Here is a 19,683-nt window from a genome sequence, read left to right on the forward strand (position 1 = left end):
GGCCTGCGACCTGGTCTTCAAGGGCGCCGCGCAGCCCAACGGCTATACCGAATGGATCCTGCACGAACGCCGCCGGGAAGCAAAGGCCGAAGGCGCCGCAGACCTCACACACGAGAGCGGGGTTCAAGGCCGATAAGGCAGTCCAGCCCCTCACGTGAGAGGCTGGCTCGGAAAGGTGTCGCGTGGGTTTCCCTCCCCACAAGGGGGAGGGCAGCTCGCGCTTTACGAGCCAGATTTTGAGGAGGCTGCAAGACGAAGCCCGTTAGACAAGCTGAAGACGTCTGAACAAGAGTTCGATTTATCCTCACATTTCCTTCGGGTCGGAGCAAATTAATCTAACCCGCCTGCTTCCGTGGGGTCTTTGACCGTAAGTTCGCATACCCTCTTGCATCACACCTCGCAGCATGCTCCTCACTGGACATATTTCTGCGGGGAGGAGCCATCTGTGCGGACCTTGGATCATCTTCGTGACCTTGAAATTTTCGCAGAGGTCGTTGCTGCAAAGAGCATGTCAGCGGCCGGGATAAATCTGGGTTTATCGCCAGCTGTCGTCTCGAAGCGGATCCGCAGGCTTGAGGAGCGTTTGGGAGCGAGGCTTCTACAGAGAACCACGAGGCAGCTCGCACTGACGGAGATTGGTCAAGGGTTTTATGACCGCGTCCTGTCCATCCTTGCGAGTGTCGAAAATGCGGAGATGTGGGTTGCTCACGGAAGCGCCACAGTTCGCGGCCTGCTGCGGGTTTCTGCCCCGACATCATTCGGACGGATGCACATTGCTCCGCACCTGAGGGGCTTTCTTGAACTGTATCCGGCTTTGACCGTCGACCTGGTACTCTCCGACACATTCGTCGATATCATTCGCGACGGTTTCGATCTCGCGATCCGCATCGCAGACTTGGAGGACTCAAGCCATGTTGCTCGGCGCCTTGCACCGAATTACCGACTTCTGTGCGCAGCGCCGATTTACTTGGCCCGTCATGGAATCCCCAAGTGTATCGATGATTTAGCCAACCATGTGCTCCTCTCTCACGCGTCAGCGGAATGGCAACTAGAAGGACCCGATGGGCCTAAGACTGTTCGAGCCGAGGGGAGACTGCGGACGAACTCTAGTGAGGTCGTGAGGGAAGGGGTCATTGCGGGCATCGGAATCGCTCTGAGATCAACGTGGGATATTGGTCCAGAGTTAAAGAGCGGATCCGTTGTACAGATACTTCCAGAATACACAGGATCGAGGCGCGTGGCTGTTCAGGCGGTATATCCTAGCCGACGACATCTTGAGCAGAAGGTGCGCGCGTTTATAGACTATTTCCGGTCTGTTTACGGAGAGATACCATATTGGGATAGAGGCCTGAACCTGACGCCAGTTTCTGACTGACTTTCACGACGGGGGATATCGAGGCTAGCGTTGCTGATGAGCCGAATCGATAGGTAAAGTATCCCATATTGAGCAAATTCTGTACGGCTGATGATGCCGTGCTCCGCACCCTCCCTTTGCGCTGTCACGAATGGCCTCCGATCATGTGTAGGACGGCGGGCATGCCGAGCGACACGCCTGAGAGAAACAAAAGGATAAACACGATCCGGCGCATCGTCAGCGGTGCCAGCGGCGGCGGCCAGCGCCGGGCTGCATAGGTGGCACTCATCACGACCGGAATGGCGAACAGCCCCGACCACACCAAGTCTGATGGCAAATCGCCGGAAGCCACCACGATGCCATTGCGGCAGAGCGCATTAAGCGCGAACACCGTCACGAGCGTCTCACGGATCTTCACCAAGGGCATGGGCTGGCGGTAGAAGTGGTAGACGAGCGGCGGGCCGGCGGTCGAGAACAGGCCGCTCATCAGCCCCGCAATGACACCGAAGAACAGGAAGGAGACCTCGCGCGACTGGCGCGGCAGCGGCTCCGGCTTGTGGGCAAGCTGCAGGCTGGACGCGATGATCACAAGGCCAAGGGCCAGGCGCAGGGCATCAGCACGAGTATCAGCGAGCCAGCCGAGAAGCAGATAGCCGATTAGGAGCATAGGAATGCCGGCAGCCATAATGAGCCCGAGCTGGCGCCAGGCGACATCGCGCCAGCCCTTGAGGAGCATCTGGGAGGCATTGACCAGGGTAAGCATGCTCACGAGCATGGCGGCATCAGGCAAGGAGAGCAGGCCGCTGAGGCCCACGCCCCCCATGGTGATGAGGCCGAAAGCGAAGCCCGTCAGGGTTTGCAGGTAGGCTGCCACGCCAGTGAGCAGCAGGAACCCAATCAGTTCCACAGACGACATCACTTATTCATTCCTTGATCCGGCGAGCAGCTCCGCGCCGCCGGAATCGCGTCGTTGCGGGATAGGTGGATGATCGAGGCGCGCTGGGGCCGCTGCTCCCTGCCCACCCGACGGTACGGCTCGATCAAGCCTAGACCTAGTCCGCACTCTTCGGAGGATCCGTGGCCACTCCATTTGGTACTGTCGCAAACCCATTCGTAATTCAGCTTGGCCTATATGCCGGCAACCTCCGAGACCAGCAAGCGTGTTGATGCGCCTGAATCTCTGGAATGCGAGGATGGCGAACTCAACGATATGCCCACATGAGCGCCGATGATTCGGTTTCTTTGGCGCGCTGAAAATAAGCTCTCGCCTTGAACAACGTGGTGGGGACCCGCTTCTGAGTCCATCGGCAGGAGGTCGTGCATTGAAATGCGCGCATGGGTGGACTGACATTCCGGAGTGCGAGAATCGGCTGTTCTCGGATCACGATGTTTCGGATCGGAGCATTCTGGACGAAAACCGCAACGATTCTCTGGAAAACGAGGGGGAGCCCTACTCAACTGAAGGCCGCTGCGAGCAGCGGATTTTTACGGGGACCATGCCAGGGTATGACTTGAATGACGAGCACCGGACCAGATCAGGTGGAAGCGGAGGTACGAGCGCTTCTTAAGGAAGCCATTGAGCGCTGTGGGTGGTATCCTATCCTTTACTCTCAAGAGCGATGCAAGCGTGTCGAGCAGAATGCCGAGCGCTACTGACATTTTTCAGGCTAAAGACGTGGAGAGGCAGGTAGAACCCGTTTATTTGACGATGCTTCGCTATTCAAGCTCGCGGCATTCGCCGAGATCCGCTCGTTACAGGCGCCGCAAGCCTGTTTCGTGACTTCTCTACACCTGTGGTAAGGTATGTGGCTGCTCTACCTTACCTCTCCCGGACAATTTGAATTCTTAGGCCATAACCGTTCTAGGCTTGCACTGCATGGACGACAAGAACCAACAGATATTGCGGCTTCTCCAGCAGAACGCCCGGCTTCCACTCAAGACTCTCGCCGGCAAGGTCGGGCTAGCGCGTAGTTCCGTTCGCGAACGGATCGCCCGTATGGAGGCCGAGGGTATTATTCTCGGCTATAAGGCGGACGTGCAGCCGGACCAGCGGGGAGGCGAAGCTGTTTATGCTCTGCTGATGATCCGGCTGAGGAGAACGCCGGCGCGGGAGACCGTTTCCCGCATCACGGCCCTACCGTCCGTTCGCCGGTGCTTTTCCGTTAGCGGCGACCTCGATCTTGTGGTCGAAATCGAAGTGGCCGCCATGTCGGGCCTTAATGCAGCCCGGGACGAGATCGCTCTCATGCCAGACATCTCAGACGTTACGACGGCGATTGTGCTTAAGGATGAAAAGCCTATATAGGGAATTAAAGCAAAAAATAGGCCGCCGAAATGGCGGTTTGACCGCCATATTGACTAGTGCGGCCGCCACTCCGTCGGTGTCATATTCTGGGAAAACCACAAACCCGGAATGCTGCCGTGACCATCCTCAACAACCCTCGTCCCACCTTCTCCAGCGCCGAGGCGCTCGGATATCTGCGGGCGCATTTTGGCATCGAAGGTGAGTTGACCTCTCTGCCGAGCGAGCGGGACCAGAACTTCCTTGTCGAAACGGCAGACCAGCAGAAGCTGACGTTCAAGATCATGAACGCTGCGGAACCTCTCTCAGCCATCGAGTTTCAGACCTCTCTCCTGCGCCATTTGGAGAGTTGCGATCCAGGCTTGGCCGTTCCGCGCATCCTGCCCACGGTCGATGGACAGGATTTTGCCCTGATCAACAGCGTGTCAGGACGGCATGCTCTGCGTCTTGTCTCCTATCTTCCAGGGCGGCCGCTCGCTGAGGAGGTGAAGACGCCGGAAATTCTGCACAGCCTCGGGAGGCTTCTCGGGCAGCTGGATCGAGCACTTGCCAGCTTTGGTCATCCAGGAGCGCACCGTTCCTTCGATTGGGAGATCCGGACGACGCCATGTTCTCGAGAGCGTCTGCGTGCCATCACCGATTCCGAGCAGCGTCGCCTGGTAGAGAAAGCTCTCGACGCTTACGATGCTCGTGTCGCGCCGGCCCTGAAGCACCTACGCTGCGGAGTGATTCATAACGACGCAAACGATTGGAATGTCCTTGTTGCCGACGGGTGCGTGAATGGCTTGATCGACTTCGGCGATGCCGTGCATTCCCCCATTGTCGCTGAAATCGCCGTCGCCTGCACTTATGCGATGCTGGATGAGGTCAACCCGATCGAGGCAGCTGCACGGATCGTCGCCGGCTACCATGCCCAATATCCTTTCCAGGATGCGGAATTCGCCGTCATTCTGGATTTGATCATCGCCCGCCTCGCTATCAGTGTCACCATGTCGGCAGCCCGTCGTGCGGGTGCAGCTGATGATCCATACCTTTTTATCAGTGAAAAACCTGCATGGGATCTGTTGCGAAAACTCTCGGTAATCGATCATCGCATCGCAACAGGTATCCTGCGCCAGGCTTGCGGGCTTGAGGCCGTCCCCGGGGCTCGTCGCGTTCGGGAGTGGCTCTCCACCAATCGCCGGAATTTAGCGCCTTTCATGAAACCCCACCCAGCGCGCCAGGCAAAGCATGTCTTGAATCTCGGCAGCCTTGACGAGCCCTTGGCCGCTGCAAGCGCCGCCCAGGACAATGCTGGCGCCGACCGCGCTTATGCAGAACTCGTGCAAAGGCACAAGTTCACTCTTGGCCTGGGGCCCTGGGGGGAGCGGCGCGTCATCTATACTGCGCCGTTCTTTGAATCCGTGCTTGCCGAAGGCAAGCGCCGCAATGTGCATCTGGGTCTCGACATCTTTGCGCCGGCCGGAACCGAAATGTTCACGCCGCTGCCGGCAACAGTCGTCGCGGCCACGATCAACCCGGAGCCACAGGATTATGGCGGTCTCATCCTGCTTGAGCACGAGCCGGAGCCCGGCTTGCGCTTTTGGACTCTCTGGGGCCATCTCGACCATGCCTCTATTCGAAAGCGCTACATTGGAGAGCGGCTCGATGCCGGTAGCTTCGTGGCTCGACTCGGGGATTATGCGGAAAACGGCGGCTGGGTACCCCATGTCCATCTGCAGCTGATCACGACGCCTTATGACGATGTCAGCATCATCCCCGGCGTCGGTGAAGAGGCGTTCGTCGCAGTCTGGGAAGATCTCTACCCCCGTCCTTACGACTTTGCGGGCCTGGCACCCGAAACCTTCGTGAGGACCGGCCGCACCAGAGAAGAACTGGTCGGGAAGCGGCGCGAGCGGCTGGGCCGCAATGTCAGCATGTCCTACAATACGCCCCTCAAGATGGTACGAGGTGAAGGCGTCTGGCTCTTCGACGATTCAGGGCGCGCCTATCTCGACTGCTATAACAACGTGGCTCATCTCGGACATTGCCATCCCACCGTGGTGAGCGCAATCGCCCGTCAGGCAGCGCTTCTCAACACCAACACGCGTTACCTGCACGACACCATCATCGACTATACGGAGAGGTTGACCAAGACGCTCCCGAAAGAGCTCGACACGTTTTTTATCGTCTGTACGGGCAGTGAGGCCAATGATCTGGCCTTGCGCATGGCGCGAACCTTCACGGGCCGCAAGGACATGTTGGTGCTGGACTGGGCCTATCATGGCCACACACAGGCCCTGATCGATATCAGCCCCTACAAATACAAGAGAAAAGGGGGTGGTGGGCGGCCTGCCCTCACTCATGAGCTCCCGATACCTGAAGTCTATCGCTCTCCCATTGAAGGAGCGCCAGAAGATGTCGGGCGGTATTATGCCAACGAGGCGGGGAGGATGATTTCTGACCTCGTGTCGCAAGGTCACGCTCCGGCAGCTTTCATTGCCGAGACAATCCCCAGTGTGGCCGGTCAGATCTTTCTTCCTCCGGGATACCTGAAGGAGATCTATGCACATGTTCGTCGCGCAGGCGGCGTCGTGATCGCCGACGAGGTCCAGGTCGGGTTCGGTCGTGTCGGAAGTTCCATGTGGGCATTCGAGGAACACGGCGTCGTTCCGGATATTGTCACGATGGGCAAACCCATCGGCAATGGCCATCCTCTTGCGGTGGTCGCAGTTCGCCGCGAAGTCGCGGATGCCTTCGCAAACGGCATGGAGTACTTTAACACCTTCGGCGGGAATCCCGTATCCTGTGCCGCGGGTCTTGCGGTCCTTGAAACCCTTGAGCAGGAGAATCTGCTCGCGAATGCTTCAGAGCAGGGCGCTTATCTCCTTGAGGGCATGATGAACCTTCAGGAGAAGTATCCGGCAATCGGTGATGTGCGCGGCCGTGGTCTGTTCCTCGGAATCGAGATCGTGCGGGATCGCTCAACGAAGGAGCACGCAGGCGACCTGGCCTCAAGGATATCCAACAGGGCGAAGGAGCTTGGCGTTCTTATGGGCACCGACGGACCTTACGACAATGTCATCAAGCTCCGCCCCTCGATGATCTTCAAGCGCGAACATGCGGATCTGCTGCTGCAAATTCTCGATCAATCGATGGCCGACATTCTGCAATGAGATCTCCATCGTGGTTTTTGAGGCGGAGCGGTTGGCTGGGGCGCGTCGGGCCGCAATGGAAGCTTCGTCGGCCCTGGCTCTGCACGGAGCGACGCTCCCTTCGGAGTTGCTGCAATTGAGCTCATGAATTGGACCTATCAGGCCACGGACCTTGCCAAGGGGCATCGCGCGGCAGTGCTGCGTGAAACAGCTCTCCGCATCACGAACAGCAAAACTGAGAGGCCTCTCGATAGCTCGAGAGGCCTTTGGCATAGGGTGAGTTGAACAAACTGAGTGGATAGATCCCTCAAGTTCATCAGTCGTATCCAAGACGCATGCGACGCTCCAGGAAACGGCTATAAGCGCCCATTCCATAGGAGAAAATCAGGAACACCACAGCAGCGAAGACATAGCCTTCCATCACTGCGATGCCGACCCAGTTCGGATCCTGCATCGCCGTGCGAACGGTGGAGAGGAAATCCAGAAGGCCAATGATCGTGACAAGCGTCGTGTCCTGAAAGAAGCCTATTGAAATATTCACCAGCGGTGGAATCGAGATCTTCAAGGCTTGTGGCAGAACAACGAGCCGCATAGCCTGCCAGTAGTGGAGCCCCATCGCACTTGAGGCTTCGTACTGTCCTCGTGGGATCGCCTGCAAGCCACCACGGACTGCCTCCGCAATATAAGCGGCAGCGAAGATGATGATCGCAATCTGCGCCCGCAGCAGCTTGTCCACCGTGATGCCGCTCGGCATGAAGAGGGGCAACATGACGGAAGCCATGAACAAGATGCTGATCAGTGGGACGCCTCGGATCACCTCGATGAAGACGATAGCGATCACCCGCACCGCGGGAAGCTTCGAGGAACGGGCCAGAGCCAGCACGACTCCAAGAGGGAACCCGAGTGCCAGCCCGACTGCCGAGAGCAGGAAGGAAAGCGGCAAGCCGCTCCATTGCGTGGTCGGTACATAGGTGAGACCGAAAACGCCGCCCCCGATCAGCACCGCCGTTGCCACAATCGTCGTGCCCCAGAGAACGAGAAGCATCCTGCTCCAGAAACGTGGGATCATCGTAATGATGATCGCGCTCAGGAAGAGGATCATCGCCAGCAGGACGCGCCAATGTTCATCGTAAGGGTAGATGCCGAAGATCATGAAGCGGAGCTTTGCTTCATAGAAGGGCCAGCAGGCCCCTTGCCCCACTTTGCAGGCTTGCGCCCCTCCCTCTGTCACGGCTCGGGTCACGAGCCAGCCGTAAGCGCCCTTTGCTCCAAGCCACAGGATCCAAAGACAAACCAGTGTGATCACTGCATTAGCAGGGGTCCCGATGAGGGGCTTGAGCGTGCGTCGAAGCATGCGACGCCCCACATCCGGCTCGCGCTGGACAGGCATCTTCAGTTGCGCTTCGGCAATGTCGGTCGCAGTCGTCATGGCCTAGCGCTCCTTTAGCGCGACACGGCTATTGTACCAGTTCATAAATACGGAAATCGAAATCGACAGGCCGAGATAGACCAGCATGAAGATCGCGATTCCTTCGATCGCCTGTCCGGTCTGGTTCATGGTCGTGTTCGAAACCATCACGAGATCAGGATATCCAATGGCAATGGCCAGCGATGAGTTCTTGAAGAGGCTCAAGTAGCTGCTGGTCAGCGGAGGGATGATCACCCGAAGCGACTGGGGAAGAACAACGAGGCGCATAGTCAGGCCATCTCTCAGCCCCAGAGCCCGGGCCGCTTCCCATTGTCCTTTGTGCACCGAAAGAATGCCGCTTCGTACAATCTCGGCGATGCCGGCCGAAGCAGAAAGAGCAAGGCCAACAAGTAGAGCGGTGAACTCAGGCCTGAGCTGGGCGCCACCCGTCAGACGGAAGCGCCCCTTCTCGGGAAGGCTCACCGCGAGATCAGGCTGAACGATCAGAAGCGCGAGAACGGGCGGGATCAGAAGTGCCAGAGCCGTCAAGGGCCAAGTGATCCGCTCCTTGCCGGTTCTGATCCGCTCGGCGGTGGCGCGACGGTGCACAGCAACTGCCAGGATTCCTCCGAGGACCAGCGCGGCAAGGACGATTGTATGGGCGCTCGTCCACGTCAAGGACGGCACACTCAGCCCGCTATTGCTGAGGAAGACATGGGGGATAACCTCCCATGCCTCGCGGACACCCGGCAGGCCCGTAACGATCAGGGCATACCAGAGGAAGAGATAGAGCAGGAGAGGCACATTCCGGAGCGCCTCCACATAGAGAAAGGAAAGCAAGGCAAGGAGCGGATTGCGCGAGAGGCGGGCAATGCCGACGAATAAGCCGATGAGCGTGGCCAGCACGACGCTCCAGGCCGAAACCCAGACCGTGTTGACGATGCCGGCCAAAATGGCCCGGCCATAGGTATCGGTCGGCTTGTAGTCGATCAGTGTCTGGCTGATAACGAATCCTGCCTCGCGGCTCAAGAACGCGAAGCCTGTCGCAATATTCTGCTCTTCAAGCTTCTGCGAGACATTTGAAAAAAGGTAGAGTCCCAGAAACAAGATGCTTCCAACGGCGAGCACTTGATAAAGGATAGCTCGGAAGCGAAGGTTGTAGAGAAGCCTCGTCCCGCTCAACGCATCGACGCGCATGATAGTCCTTCCCGGAGAGTGCCGAGGGGGAAACGGGCAGCCTTGCGGCCGCCCGTCAATCTCAGATTACCGGAATGGCGGCGAGTAAAGCAGGCCACCCTTTGTCCAAAGCTCATTGGGACCGCGTGAAAGACCCAGCCGGGTCTTCGGACCCAGATTGCGGTCGAAGACCTCTCCATAGTTTCCGACGGACTTGATGATGTTGTAGGCCCATTTGTCGTCGAGGCCGAGCATCTTTCCGAAGTCGCCGTTCACGCCGAGCATCCGCTGAACTTCCGGATCCTCGCTCTTGAGATGCTCATCGACATTGGCCTGAGTTACGCCCTTCTCCTCGGCCCCGATGAGGGTGTAGATCGACCAGTTCAGGATGTCGCGCCAGTTGGGATCGTTCTGGCGGATCGTCGGAGCAAGCGGCTCTTTTGAGATGGTCTCGGGTAGAACTACATATTGCGAGGGGTCGTTGGCTATGGCGCGCACGGAAGCAAGGTCCGAGCGGTCTGTCGTGATCGCATCGCAACGTCCATTGAAGAAGGCATTCCGCCACTCATCGGAGTTTTCAAACACGACGGATTCGTACTTGATGTTCCTGGGCCGGAAGAAGTCCTCCAGGTTCTGGAGCGTCGTGGTGCCGGGCAGCAGGCAGATTGCTGCATCGGCAAGTTCGCCAGCGCTCTTCACGTTGAGCTTGGCCGGAACCATCAGACCCTGGCCGTCATAGAACACCACGGGCCCGAAATCGAGGCCAAGGGATGCGTCACGTGAAAAGCTCCAAGTGTTCTGGCGAGAGAGAATATCTACCTCACCCGACTGAACAGCCTGAAAGCGTACGTTGGTGTTGAGCGGAACATATTCGACCTTGTCAGGGTCGGCGAAGACCGCAGCCGATACCGCACGACAGATATCGATGTCGAATCCGCGTCGAACGCCCTTGTCATCGGCATAGGAGAAGCCTGGGGCAACGGGCGACACGCCGCAGAGAATCTTGCCGCGCTTTTTGACAGTCTCAAGTGTCGTTTGAGCGGATGCTGGTGCGGCGGACACCGCAGCAACGCTGACAATGAGGCCCATTGCAAGCCAGTGGGCCTTAACCTTTGATCTTATCATTTCACTCCCTCCTTCGCGCCTTATCTGGTCGCTAACAACTGAAGCTAGCCCTGAAATAACCAGATTTTCAAGCGTAGATTTTCCCGCAGTAGAGCATTTAAGGTCCTGTTCGCTTGATAAAAGGTATGCTCGACTTCGTGGACTTGCGTTGCAACTTCTTTTTTGTTGCGCGAGTGCTCTATGACCTTCTTATCAAAAGCCGATACTGTCCTCACGGACGGCGCACCTTTCGAGGATTTTCAGAACAGGTGGCCGAAGCAATCTCTCTAAGGATAAGGCAGATTTCAGTGCAGGATCTGGGACAGGAAGAGCCTGGTGCGCTCGTGCTGCGGGTTCTTGAAGAACTCGTCGGGCGTGTTCATTTCCACGATCTGTCCGTAATCCATGAAGATCACCCGGTCGGCCACCTGGCGGGCGAAGCCCATCTCGTGGGTGACGCAGAGCATGGTCATGCCTTCTTCAGCCAAGCCCACCATGGTGTCGAGCACTTCCTTGACCATCTCGGGATCGAGAGCGGAGGTCGGCTCGTCGAACAGCATGATCTTCGGGCTCATGCAGAGCGAACGGGCGATCGCCACGCGCTGCTGCTGACCGCCGGACAGCTGGCCCGGGTACTTGTTCGCCTGCTCGGGGATCTTGACCCGGGTCAGGTAGTGCATCGCGACCTCTTCCGCCTCCTTCTTGGGCATCTTCTTCACCCAGATCGGCGCGAGCGTGCAGTTCTCGAGGATCGTGAGATGGGGGAAGAGGTTGAAGTGCTGGAACACCATGCCGACGTCGCGCCGCACCTCGTCGATGCGCTTGAGGTCGTTCGTCAGCTCGGTTCCGTCGACGATGATGCGCCCCTTCTGGTGCTCTTCCAGGCGGTTGATGCATCGGATCATCGTGGACTTGCCGGAGCCGGACGGGCCGCAGATGACGATGCGCTCGCCCCGGCGCACGTTGAGGTTGATGTCGCGCAGCACGTGGAACTCGCCATACCACTTGTGCACGTCGATCATCTGCACGGCGGATTCGGTCTGCGGGTCGCGGGCGGCCTGAACTGTTTGGGATGTCATTGCCTGTTCTCTCGTCAGCCCCGGATAGGAAACACTCGTGGGCTCAGTTGCTCCAAGCCTCGACCGGCCCAGTCACGCTGGGGCGCCGCCGCAATCGCCTCGGCCTGTCCTCTGCGCAGCATCTCAAGATCCTCGCTGATGTCAAAATCAAGCACTCCTCCGTCGCGAACGACCTGACGGCCATCGACATAGACATCCTTGATGGCTCTATCATTGGCGGAGTAGACAAGACTGCGAATGGGTTCGTAGTCGGGCTGCATGTAGGGATTACTCATGTCGACGACCGAGAAATCCGCTTTGCAGCCGGGGGCAAGACGCCCGAGATCGGGACGGCGGATCATGTCGGCGCCGACGGCCGTAGCAGCCATGAATGCGTCATGCGTGGTCGCAGCCGTGAAGCTTCCAGCAACGATGCGGCCTGCGTAGCAGGCCATACGCAGTTCATCGAGCATATTGTGCGGGAAACTGTCCGTGCCGATCCCGCACGGGATGCCCGCCTTTGCGTAGCGGCTAAGGGTGTTCAGGGCAATGCCGCGACGGGCGAAGACGACGGGGCAGTGCGCAACCTGAGCGCCGCTGTCGCGCAGACGCTCGAAGTCGTTGGCATGGGGCCAATGGATCCAGGGATGATCGTTCAGGAAGATGCAGTGGCCGATGATCGTGTCCGGTCCGAGGGCACCGATCTTGTCCAGCCATTCAATCGGCGTACAGCCATAGCGGCGCATGATCTCCTGGAATTCCACGATGCTCTGGGCGGCGTGGATTTGAATCGGCTGGTTCCGATCGCGTGCCGCATCCAGCGCATCGCGGATCTGCCCTTCTGTGCAGGTATCGATCTGAGCCGGGCTGATAAATCCTGTGATGCGTCCGCTTGGATGCTTCGACGCGGCATCGGCGATCTCGATGGCCTCACGCAACAGTCTGTCCCCAGTAGCCGGATCGAGATCATACTCGACCGAGTGCCCATTGGTGGTCTTCCAGGGGCCGGACCGGAACATTCCCCAGAGCACGGCGCGAATTCCCGTCTCGGCATATTCGTCGGCCCAGCTGTCGCGGGGTCTGCCGAGGTCGCAGATGGTCGTTACGCCGCTTTTCAACAACTCCGATGTCGCGACACGAAGAGCCGGGCGGGTGTACTCGGGCCCGATCTGGAAGACCGGCATGAACTCGTACAGCGAGCTCTGACCGAGGCGCGGGCTGCCCAACTCTTCCAGCATGCCCTTCCAGCCAGGTTCATGACCAGGGTGGCTGTGCACGTCGACGAAGCCTGGAATGATCATCATCCGGCGCCCATCCACCTCGGCGTCAGCTGTACCGGTATATCCCTCTCCGACATGGATGACATCGGCGCCCCGAATCACGAAATCCGCGTTGCGGAGGTAGACATGGGATCGCGCTTCTGCATCCCATGCGACAATCCAATCGCAGTTCCGGAAGAGCGTCGTCTTGGGGGCAGCACTGGTCATTTCAGACTCCAGGTCAGAGAGATTCAACATACTACAAGTTCAGCGAGCATGCGGGAGCTTGCGATAGACGAACATGGCCGACAGCCATAGCGACAGCAGCCTGAGTAGGCTCGACGACAGGAATGCCGACTGTCTCCTCGACGGACGCGCGGTAGCGGGCCATGCCAGCGCACCCCATCACCAGGACGTCGGCGCCATGGACCGTCTTCAATCTGCGGCCCACGTCGATCATGCGGCTTAGGGTGCGCTCTTCATCGGAAAGCTCCGCAACACCAAGTCCAATCGGCAGGTCAGCTGCAAAACGGTCCATAACTCCCATCGCGCCGAAATAGCGAAGATGGCGCGGAACAGAGGTGGGGAGAATAGCAATGACGCCAAAGCGTTGCCCAAGTGTGAGAGCAGTCAGAACCCCGCATTCGGCGATGCCGTAAACCCTATGGCGGCTCTGTTCGCGCAAGGCATGGAGACCAGGATCCGAGAAACAGGCGATCACAAAGGCAGCTGCGCTCTCCTCAAGCTCGGAGCTCTTGCGCAACAGGGGCACGATCACGCCGTCCACGTCCCCTTGCGATTGGATCCCGGGCGGACCCTCCGCCAAGCCAATGCAGATGATGTCCGGCCCATCGGTGCTTCTCAGGGGAGCCACAGCCCTATCGATCGATGCCGTCACAGATTGTGAGGAATTGGGGTTGATGACATAGACCGAAGATCCCATGGCGGTCTCAGCCTCAAGCCAGTAGCGGAAGGGAATAGGGAGCGAGCACGCTTAAGGGGCGGCCTTGCGGATCGCTCTGCTCGGCGCATTTGGACGCACGCCTTTGCGCATCCCGCAGCTCTCGTACCGCGCCTTCATAGTCAAGGTTGGCTACACGGTGATCCCTGACGACGGCTTGCCCATCGACATAGACGTCCCGAATGGCACGCTCGGCGGCGCAGTGGATCAGATTGCGCAGCGGATCATGGACCGGCTGCATGGTCGGATGAGTCAGGTCCACAATCGCCAGGTCTGCTTTGGCGCCAGGAGCCAGCCGTCCAATGTCAGCGCGGCCAAGGGCCTTCGCTCCGCCGATGGTGGCGGCGGAGAACAGGCCCGCTGTATCGAGATCGAAGACGCTTCGCCCGGCGATGCGCGAACAGATCAGGGCCTCTCGCATCTCTTCCAGCATGTTGAAGGGATAGCTGTCGGTGCCGATGCCGAGATTCACGCCCGAGCGGCGGTAGGCGCCAAGGCTTTCCAGCGTCATACCGCTGCGTGCGAAGGTGACGGGACAATGGGCGACGGACGTGCTGCTTCGGGCAAGCCGGGTGAGGTCGTCACGGCTGCGTTGCCGGGTCCAGGAATGGTGATCGAGGAAGATACAATGGCCCAGGATCAGGTCCGGGCCAAGGACCCCCAGACGCTCTAGGAGGGCAGGAGCCGTTTCGCCGGTTCTGCGCAGCAATTCCTCATGCTCGGCCATGGTCTGGGCCGCGTGGATGGTGATGCGCATCCCACGGCGGCGTGCTTCGGCGACAGCGTCCTGGATCAGTTCCTCCGAGCACGTCTCGATCTGTGATGGCGCGACCACGCCATCGATGCGGCCGCTGGGATGAGCGCGGGCTTGATCCACAAAAGCAAGTGCCTCTGCATAACGTTCGCGCCCTTGCGCCTTGTTCCACTCGAAATCGAGACGATGGCTTCCAGCCATGCGCCAGCTCGCCTCGCGAAATCCTGGCGCTAGGTAGGCCCGCATGCCGCTTTCGACGGCGAGGGAAAGCCATCTGGAATGAGGCGATGCGATATCGAGACAGGTGGTGACGCCGCTGCGCATCAGATCGCACAGCATCACCGTCTGGCAGGCGGCCTTAGCATCCGCATCTGCATCAATCAGCGCAGAGTACTCGTAAAGGGCGTTGCCCCATAGAGCCGCAGTTCCGACATCCTCGAACAAGCCCTTGGCGATGGGCTCGTCCCCGGAGTGGCAGTGGATGTTCACGAGGCCGGGCATGATCATGGCGGATGTCCCGGAGATCACATGATCGGCGCGGCCCTCATAGTTGGGCCCCACATGCAGAATTCCGGCCCTGGAGAACGCCACGTCAACATCCTGCATGTACACATGCTGAGAGGAGGCTTCATTCCAAGCAACGACCCAAGCTGCGTTGCGAACGACCGTTATTGTGTCAGTCATGATGTACCGAGACGATGAAGATGTGCTGGATGGGAAGCAGCCAACTGGCTGCCGGAGAGTTGACGAAGCGGGTCACAGGAGCTGCGCGCCAAAATTGGTGGCGGGATCGAATTCAGGGCTCAGCCTTCCCGTCGGCTTCATGGATGCGGCGCACCCGCGTAGCTGCAGCTGACCGGATCCTGGTGCGGCACAAAGCGCTCCATCGGCGATAATCACATTCCCTCGCAGCAGAACCATTTCTGGCCAGCCTCGCAGCCTGCGGCCGGCAAAGGGGTTATACCTGACATTGTCGTGCAGCCCGTCGTCCGTGAGCGTCACTTCGCGATTGGCATCCCAGATTGCAATGTCCGCATCTGCGCCCACCGCGATGGCTCCCTTACGGGGGTGAAGGCCATAGATCTTCGCCGGGGCCGTCGCCGTCAGCTCGACGAACTTCTCAAGGCTCGACCTTCCCTGGCTCACCATGGCGTCGAACAGAAGCGGCAGGCGAGTTTCGAGCCCCGGCAGCCCGTTTGCGATCTGCTTGAAATCTGGGTTGGGGCCAGCGGAAAGCTTGCCGCTGGCATCGAATCTGTAGGGCGCATGGTCGGAGGAGACAATTTGAAGGTCGCCGAGATCAAGCGCTCGCCACAGTGCCTCCTGATCCGCCGTGGAGCGTGGGGGAGGGCTGCACATCCATTTGGCGCCCTCGAGATCCGGCCGATCCAGGTCCTGCGCCGTGAGAAACAGGTATTGCGGACAGGTTTCGGCAAAGACCTTGATGCCTTCGCCGCGCGCTCGTCTGATCGCAGCGGCGCCCTCTGCGGTGGAGACATGGAACAGCATGATGGGCTGATCGAGAAGCTGGGAGAAGCGAAAAAGCCGCTCGAACGCCTCAATCTCGCATGCCCGCGGATGGCTAACGCTGTGGTACTTTGGCTCAACATAGCCGCGGGACACAAGTCTTTCGGCCATCCATTTGATCATGCCGTGGTTCTCGGCATGAGCGCAGACTAAAGCTCCATGCTTGCGGGCGACCATCATTACATCAAGCACCTCCTCGTCGAGGAGACGTACGCGGTCATAGGTCATGAAGATCTTGATCGAGCGATGTCCGGCTTCGATCAGCCTCGGTAGATCTTGCTCCAGCGTCTCCGGAGTCGGGTCGGAAATCCACAGATGAAAGGCATAATCCGTGACTGCGCCGGCTGCAGCGAGGCGCGAGTAGTTCTCGACAACCTCGCGTAAACTGTCCCCCCGATGCTGGGCCGCGAAGGAAATCACGGTTGTCGTGCCACCGAAAGCGGCAGAGCGAGTGGCTGTCTCGAATGTATCGGCATTCATCATCCCGCTACCGGAGATCTGCTGAATGTGACAGTGGGCGTCCACCCCGCCGGGAAGAACGAGCTTGTCCGTGGCATCAATGGTGCGCCGTCCCTGCTGAAGGCTCCGGCCGAGCGCAACAATCTGGCCATTGTGAATTGCCACATCCATGGTCGAGACGCCCTCGGAGGTGACAACGTTTCCGCCTTTGACGACCAGATCATAATCGATCAATGGTTCCTCCGACGATTGGGCTGTGATGTGGTTCAGCCTTTATTCTCTGTGTAATTTAGGCAGATGGATTGAAGCTCAGCAAGGGGAACTTGACCCGAAGGCCCGTCTCAGTCGTTTAAGCTCGCTCGGGAAAGTCGTACTTGCTCTGGACCGGCCGCCTGCAGGCCGGACCAGATGCACAAAACCACGATAGAAACAAACAGAAGAACAGGCCCCTCCAGCCGGTTCGAGATGCCTCTCAGGAGACTGACGGCGAACGGCCCGCATGACGCGCCAAGATAGCCTATGCTCTGAGACATCCCTGAGAGCATCGCTGCCGCCTCAGCAGAGGGCGAACGGAGCGAGATGAAGAGGAGAGCAAGCCCAAATAGCCCGCCCTGTCCGAGACCCAGGAGCGCCGCCCAAAGGAGTCTGGTTTCGACAGGAGCATAGAGAAGGCCGAGAAAACCCACACCCGTGGCGGTCAGGACGGCCATTACAAGGATGGATGGGGAGAGCTTCTGTGTCGCGAGCATCGGCACCAAGAGGGCCGTTGCCGCTTGAGCCATGATCGATACCGAAGTCACCAGACCGGCATCCACAACAGTCAGGCCGCGGTCACGGAGCAAGGTTGGAAGCCACCCGAGAACAATGAAGGCCAGAGATGCCTGTAGGCCCATGAAAATAGTGACATGCCAAGCGACCGGATCGCGGAGCAGAACGGAGAATGGAGGAAGCCGCGCGGTTCGACTTGCTCCGATTGTTCTGAAGGATAAGGCGGACCACAGCATCGCGGCCAGAAGGGCAGGAGCGCCCCAGAAAGCCAGAGCCCATGTCCAGCTTCGTGCCGCGTGTTCTATCATCGGGGTTGCGCCAGCGGCACTGGCGCCACCGAGACTCAGCACCATCGTGTAAAGCCCCGTCACCAGACCAACCCGTTGTGAAAAATCCCTGCGGATGATGACCGGCAAGAGGACGCCGACCATGCCGATCGCTGCTCCAGCCATCAATGCACTGAACATAAGAGTTCCGGCATATGGGAGGATCCGGAGCCCAAGCCCTCCCGCGAGAAGCAACAGCAGCAGGAAAATGGCTCTTTCCGTACCCAGGCGGAGTGACAGAAGGGGAGCCAAGGGGCCGAAGGCTCCAAAACAGAGCACGGGAAGGGTCGTCAGAACGCCTGTCCAGACGCTGCTCACAGGAAGGCCATTCTGGATCTCGGCAAGCATCGTTGCCACGCTGGTGAGAGCGGGGCGCAGATTGAACGCCGCAATCAGCAGACATGCCGCCATGCCCGTCATGAGGAGAGAGGCGGAAGAGTGCCTTTTAGCGGGCTGCAGACAAACCTTGTCCATGACAGAGACTCAACATCATCTTAGTGGGTGGGCTGGCGTGTGCGGCGGCCTCACCCGGTAGAACAGCGTCATTTGGTGAGCAGGGGACTCGACGCGTCGCAATTCATGAACACCGCAATATTGCGTCGGAGCGAGCATCGCGCCACAGGGGTTAGTGCTCGATCTGGTCTGTTGCTCGGACATGCTTCCAGAACATCGCTGGCGTCTCCAGCATGAACCGGAAGCCGGTCCGATCGAGCATCGCCTCCGTCTCGCGCTGCGCATCGTCGAGCACTTCGTCCTCGTTGACGAACATGGCCTTGCGGCCCTGAAGAACGATGCGGCCGTCGACGATCACGGTTTCCACATCATTGCCGTTGGCGAAGTAGATGAGCCGGAAGAGCGGCATGTTGAGCGGATAGAGATGCGGGCGGCGCAAATCCAGCAGCACCACGTCCGCCTTCTTGCCGACTTCGAGGGATCCGATGTCCTTTTCCATCCCGAGCGCCTTGGCGCCGTCGATCGTGCACATCTCCAGCACACGGCCTGGCGGCAACCAGGTCGGATCCTTGAAGTAGGTCCGGTGGTAATGCATGCATTGCTGCATGTGACGGAACATGTCGCCCGACCGGTCCGGCGCCGTGGCGTCAGACCCGAGGCAGACATTGGCTCCCGCTTCGAGAAGCTCGGGAACAGGACAGCGACCGAGAATCGAGGCGATCGCGCTCGGGTTGTGAGCGATGCTCGTTCCAGTATCGGCCACGATCCGGATCTCATCCTCCGACAGATCGGTCGAGTGCGACAGGAGCGCATTCGGCCCCAGGATCCCGAGCTCCTTGGCATAAGCGACACTGCCCCTGGTATGGCCATCCTGGGTGAAGACAAGGCCGACCTCGCGCGCCAGATCGGCGGTTATCTTCGTTTGGCGACGGGCTTCCATCAGGTTCGCCTCGCCGAGCTGTTCCCGATGTTCATCCCGCAGGGTTGGCGTGATGAGGGCAATGTTGAGACGGCCGCCGTGACTGCCGTGCCTTGTTTTGATCAGCGTCCGGCAGGTCTCGAGCTGCTCCTCGAAGCTGACGGGTCGCTCCACTGTCTTTCCATCGACGAAGCGTGCATAGGTGCGAGGATGCGGCGGTCGCGTTGGGCCAACCGCCACGACCGAACGCGTGCCGACCTCGCGCACGCCTTCGCAATGGGCATCGCCGTAGACAGGCTCGTCGGTGCGCAGGATCGTGTCGCCACCGCCGAGCAGGGAAACACCAGTCGTGACGCCGAACCGAAGTCTCTCGAGCGACGCAAGTCGTGCCTCGGCGCGCCAGAACTCGGGCGTTGACGCGACCGTATAGGCCGCCTCGCAGGCTTGATACCATTGCTCGCTGTCGCCGCCACCCATAGTCTTGATCAGCCCATGTCCGGCATGGGCGTGGCCATCGATGAGCCCGGGCATGACGATCTTGTTTGTGGCGTCGATGATCACTGGCGCCTGATGCGCTGCCAGGACCTCGCTGGTCGATCCCACGGCGACGATCCTGTCTTTGCTGATCGCAACAGCGCCGTCTTCGATCACGCGACGGGTCGGATCCATCGTGACCACGATGCCATGGGTGATGATGATGTCGGCCATTCAGAAAACTCCG

The 19,683-nt window shown here is 59.3% G+C and carries 14 protein-coding genes; 3 read left to right on the forward strand and 11 right to left on the reverse strand.

Features of this window, described 5'->3' with window-relative positions:
* The first annotated feature begins 454 nt into the window (after positions 1-454).
* On the forward strand, positions 455-1,375 hold the full coding sequence (locus ACS5Q0_RS22955; protein WP_473129001.1) for a LysR family transcriptional regulator: 921 nt from the start codon (positions 455-457) through the stop codon (positions 1,373-1,375).
* Between the two features lie 124 nt (positions 1,376-1,499).
* On the opposite strand, the gene ACS5Q0_RS22960 is transcribed toward ACS5Q0_RS22955, so the two are convergent.
* Positions 1,500-2,270, reverse strand: coding sequence for a TSUP family transporter (locus ACS5Q0_RS22960; RefSeq protein WP_473129002.1), 771 nt, complete (start codon positions 2,268-2,270; stop codon positions 1,500-1,502).
* 960 nt (positions 2,271-3,230) lie between these two features.
* Here ACS5Q0_RS22960 and ACS5Q0_RS22965 point away from each other — a divergent pair.
* Entirely contained in the window at positions 3,231-3,659 is a 429-nt protein-coding gene (locus ACS5Q0_RS22965) for an Lrp/AsnC family transcriptional regulator (RefSeq protein WP_473128973.1), read from the forward strand.
* A gap of 116 nt (positions 3,660-3,775) precedes the next feature.
* The gene (locus ACS5Q0_RS22970) at positions 3,776-6,811 is read left to right on the forward strand and encodes an aminotransferase class III-fold pyridoxal phosphate-dependent enzyme (protein ID WP_473128974.1); all 3,036 of its coding nucleotides are present in this window, start codon (positions 3,776-3,778) and stop codon (positions 6,809-6,811) included.
* Positions 6,812-7,106: 295 nt separating this feature from the next.
* Here ACS5Q0_RS22970 and ACS5Q0_RS22975 read toward each other — a convergent pair whose 3' ends face one another.
* From ACS5Q0_RS22975 to ACS5Q0_RS23020, 10 genes are all read right to left on the reverse strand, one after another.
* On the reverse strand, positions 7,107-8,219 hold the full coding sequence (locus tag ACS5Q0_RS22975; protein WP_473128975.1) for an amino acid ABC transporter permease: 1,113 nt from the start codon (positions 8,217-8,219) through the stop codon (positions 7,107-7,109).
* Positions 8,220-8,222: 3 nt separating this feature from the next.
* A complete protein-coding gene (locus ACS5Q0_RS22980; protein ID WP_473128976.1) occupies positions 8,223-9,395 on the reverse strand; it encodes an amino acid ABC transporter permease in 1,173 nt (390 codons plus the stop codon).
* Between the two features lie 66 nt (positions 9,396-9,461).
* On the reverse strand, positions 9,462-10,499 hold the full coding sequence (locus ACS5Q0_RS22985; RefSeq protein WP_473128977.1) for an amino acid ABC transporter substrate-binding protein: 1,038 nt from the start codon (positions 10,497-10,499) through the stop codon (positions 9,462-9,464).
* Positions 10,500-10,783: 284 nt separating this feature from the next.
* The gene (locus ACS5Q0_RS22990) at positions 10,784-11,500 is read right to left on the reverse strand and encodes an amino acid ABC transporter ATP-binding protein (RefSeq protein ID WP_473129003.1); all 717 of its coding nucleotides are present in this window, start codon (positions 11,498-11,500) and stop codon (positions 10,784-10,786) included.
* Positions 11,501-11,571: 71 nt separating this feature from the next.
* Positions 11,572-13,023 carry an amidohydrolase family protein gene (locus ACS5Q0_RS22995; RefSeq protein ID WP_473128978.1) on the reverse strand — a complete coding sequence of 484 codons (1,452 nt, stop codon included), beginning with the start codon at positions 13,021-13,023 and terminating at the stop codon, positions 11,572-11,574.
* Between the two features lie 31 nt (positions 13,024-13,054).
* Positions 13,055-13,738, reverse strand: a complete 684-nt coding sequence (locus ACS5Q0_RS23000; protein WP_473128979.1) for an aspartate/glutamate racemase family protein — start codon at positions 13,736-13,738, stop codon at positions 13,055-13,057.
* A gap of 13 nt (positions 13,739-13,751) precedes the next feature.
* Complete coding sequence (locus tag ACS5Q0_RS23005) at positions 13,752-15,101, reverse strand: amidohydrolase family protein (RefSeq protein WP_473128980.1); 1,350 nt, start codon at positions 15,099-15,101, stop codon at positions 13,752-13,754.
* 165 nt (positions 15,102-15,266) lie between these two features.
* Positions 15,267-16,730, reverse strand: a complete 1,464-nt coding sequence (hydA, locus tag ACS5Q0_RS23010; protein WP_473128981.1) for a dihydropyrimidinase — start codon at positions 16,728-16,730, stop codon at positions 15,267-15,269.
* A 107-nt stretch (positions 16,731-16,837) separates the two neighbouring features.
* On the reverse strand, positions 16,838-18,064 hold the full coding sequence (locus ACS5Q0_RS23015; protein WP_473128982.1) for an MFS transporter: 1,227 nt from the start codon (positions 18,062-18,064) through the stop codon (positions 16,838-16,840).
* 151 nt (positions 18,065-18,215) lie between these two features.
* Positions 18,216-19,670, reverse strand: coding sequence for an amidohydrolase family protein (locus tag ACS5Q0_RS23020; RefSeq protein ID WP_473128983.1), 1,455 nt, complete (start codon positions 19,668-19,670; stop codon positions 18,216-18,218).
* Between the last annotated feature and the right edge of the window lie 13 nt (positions 19,671-19,683).

The organism is Microvirga sp. HS2, assembly GCF_055792805.1.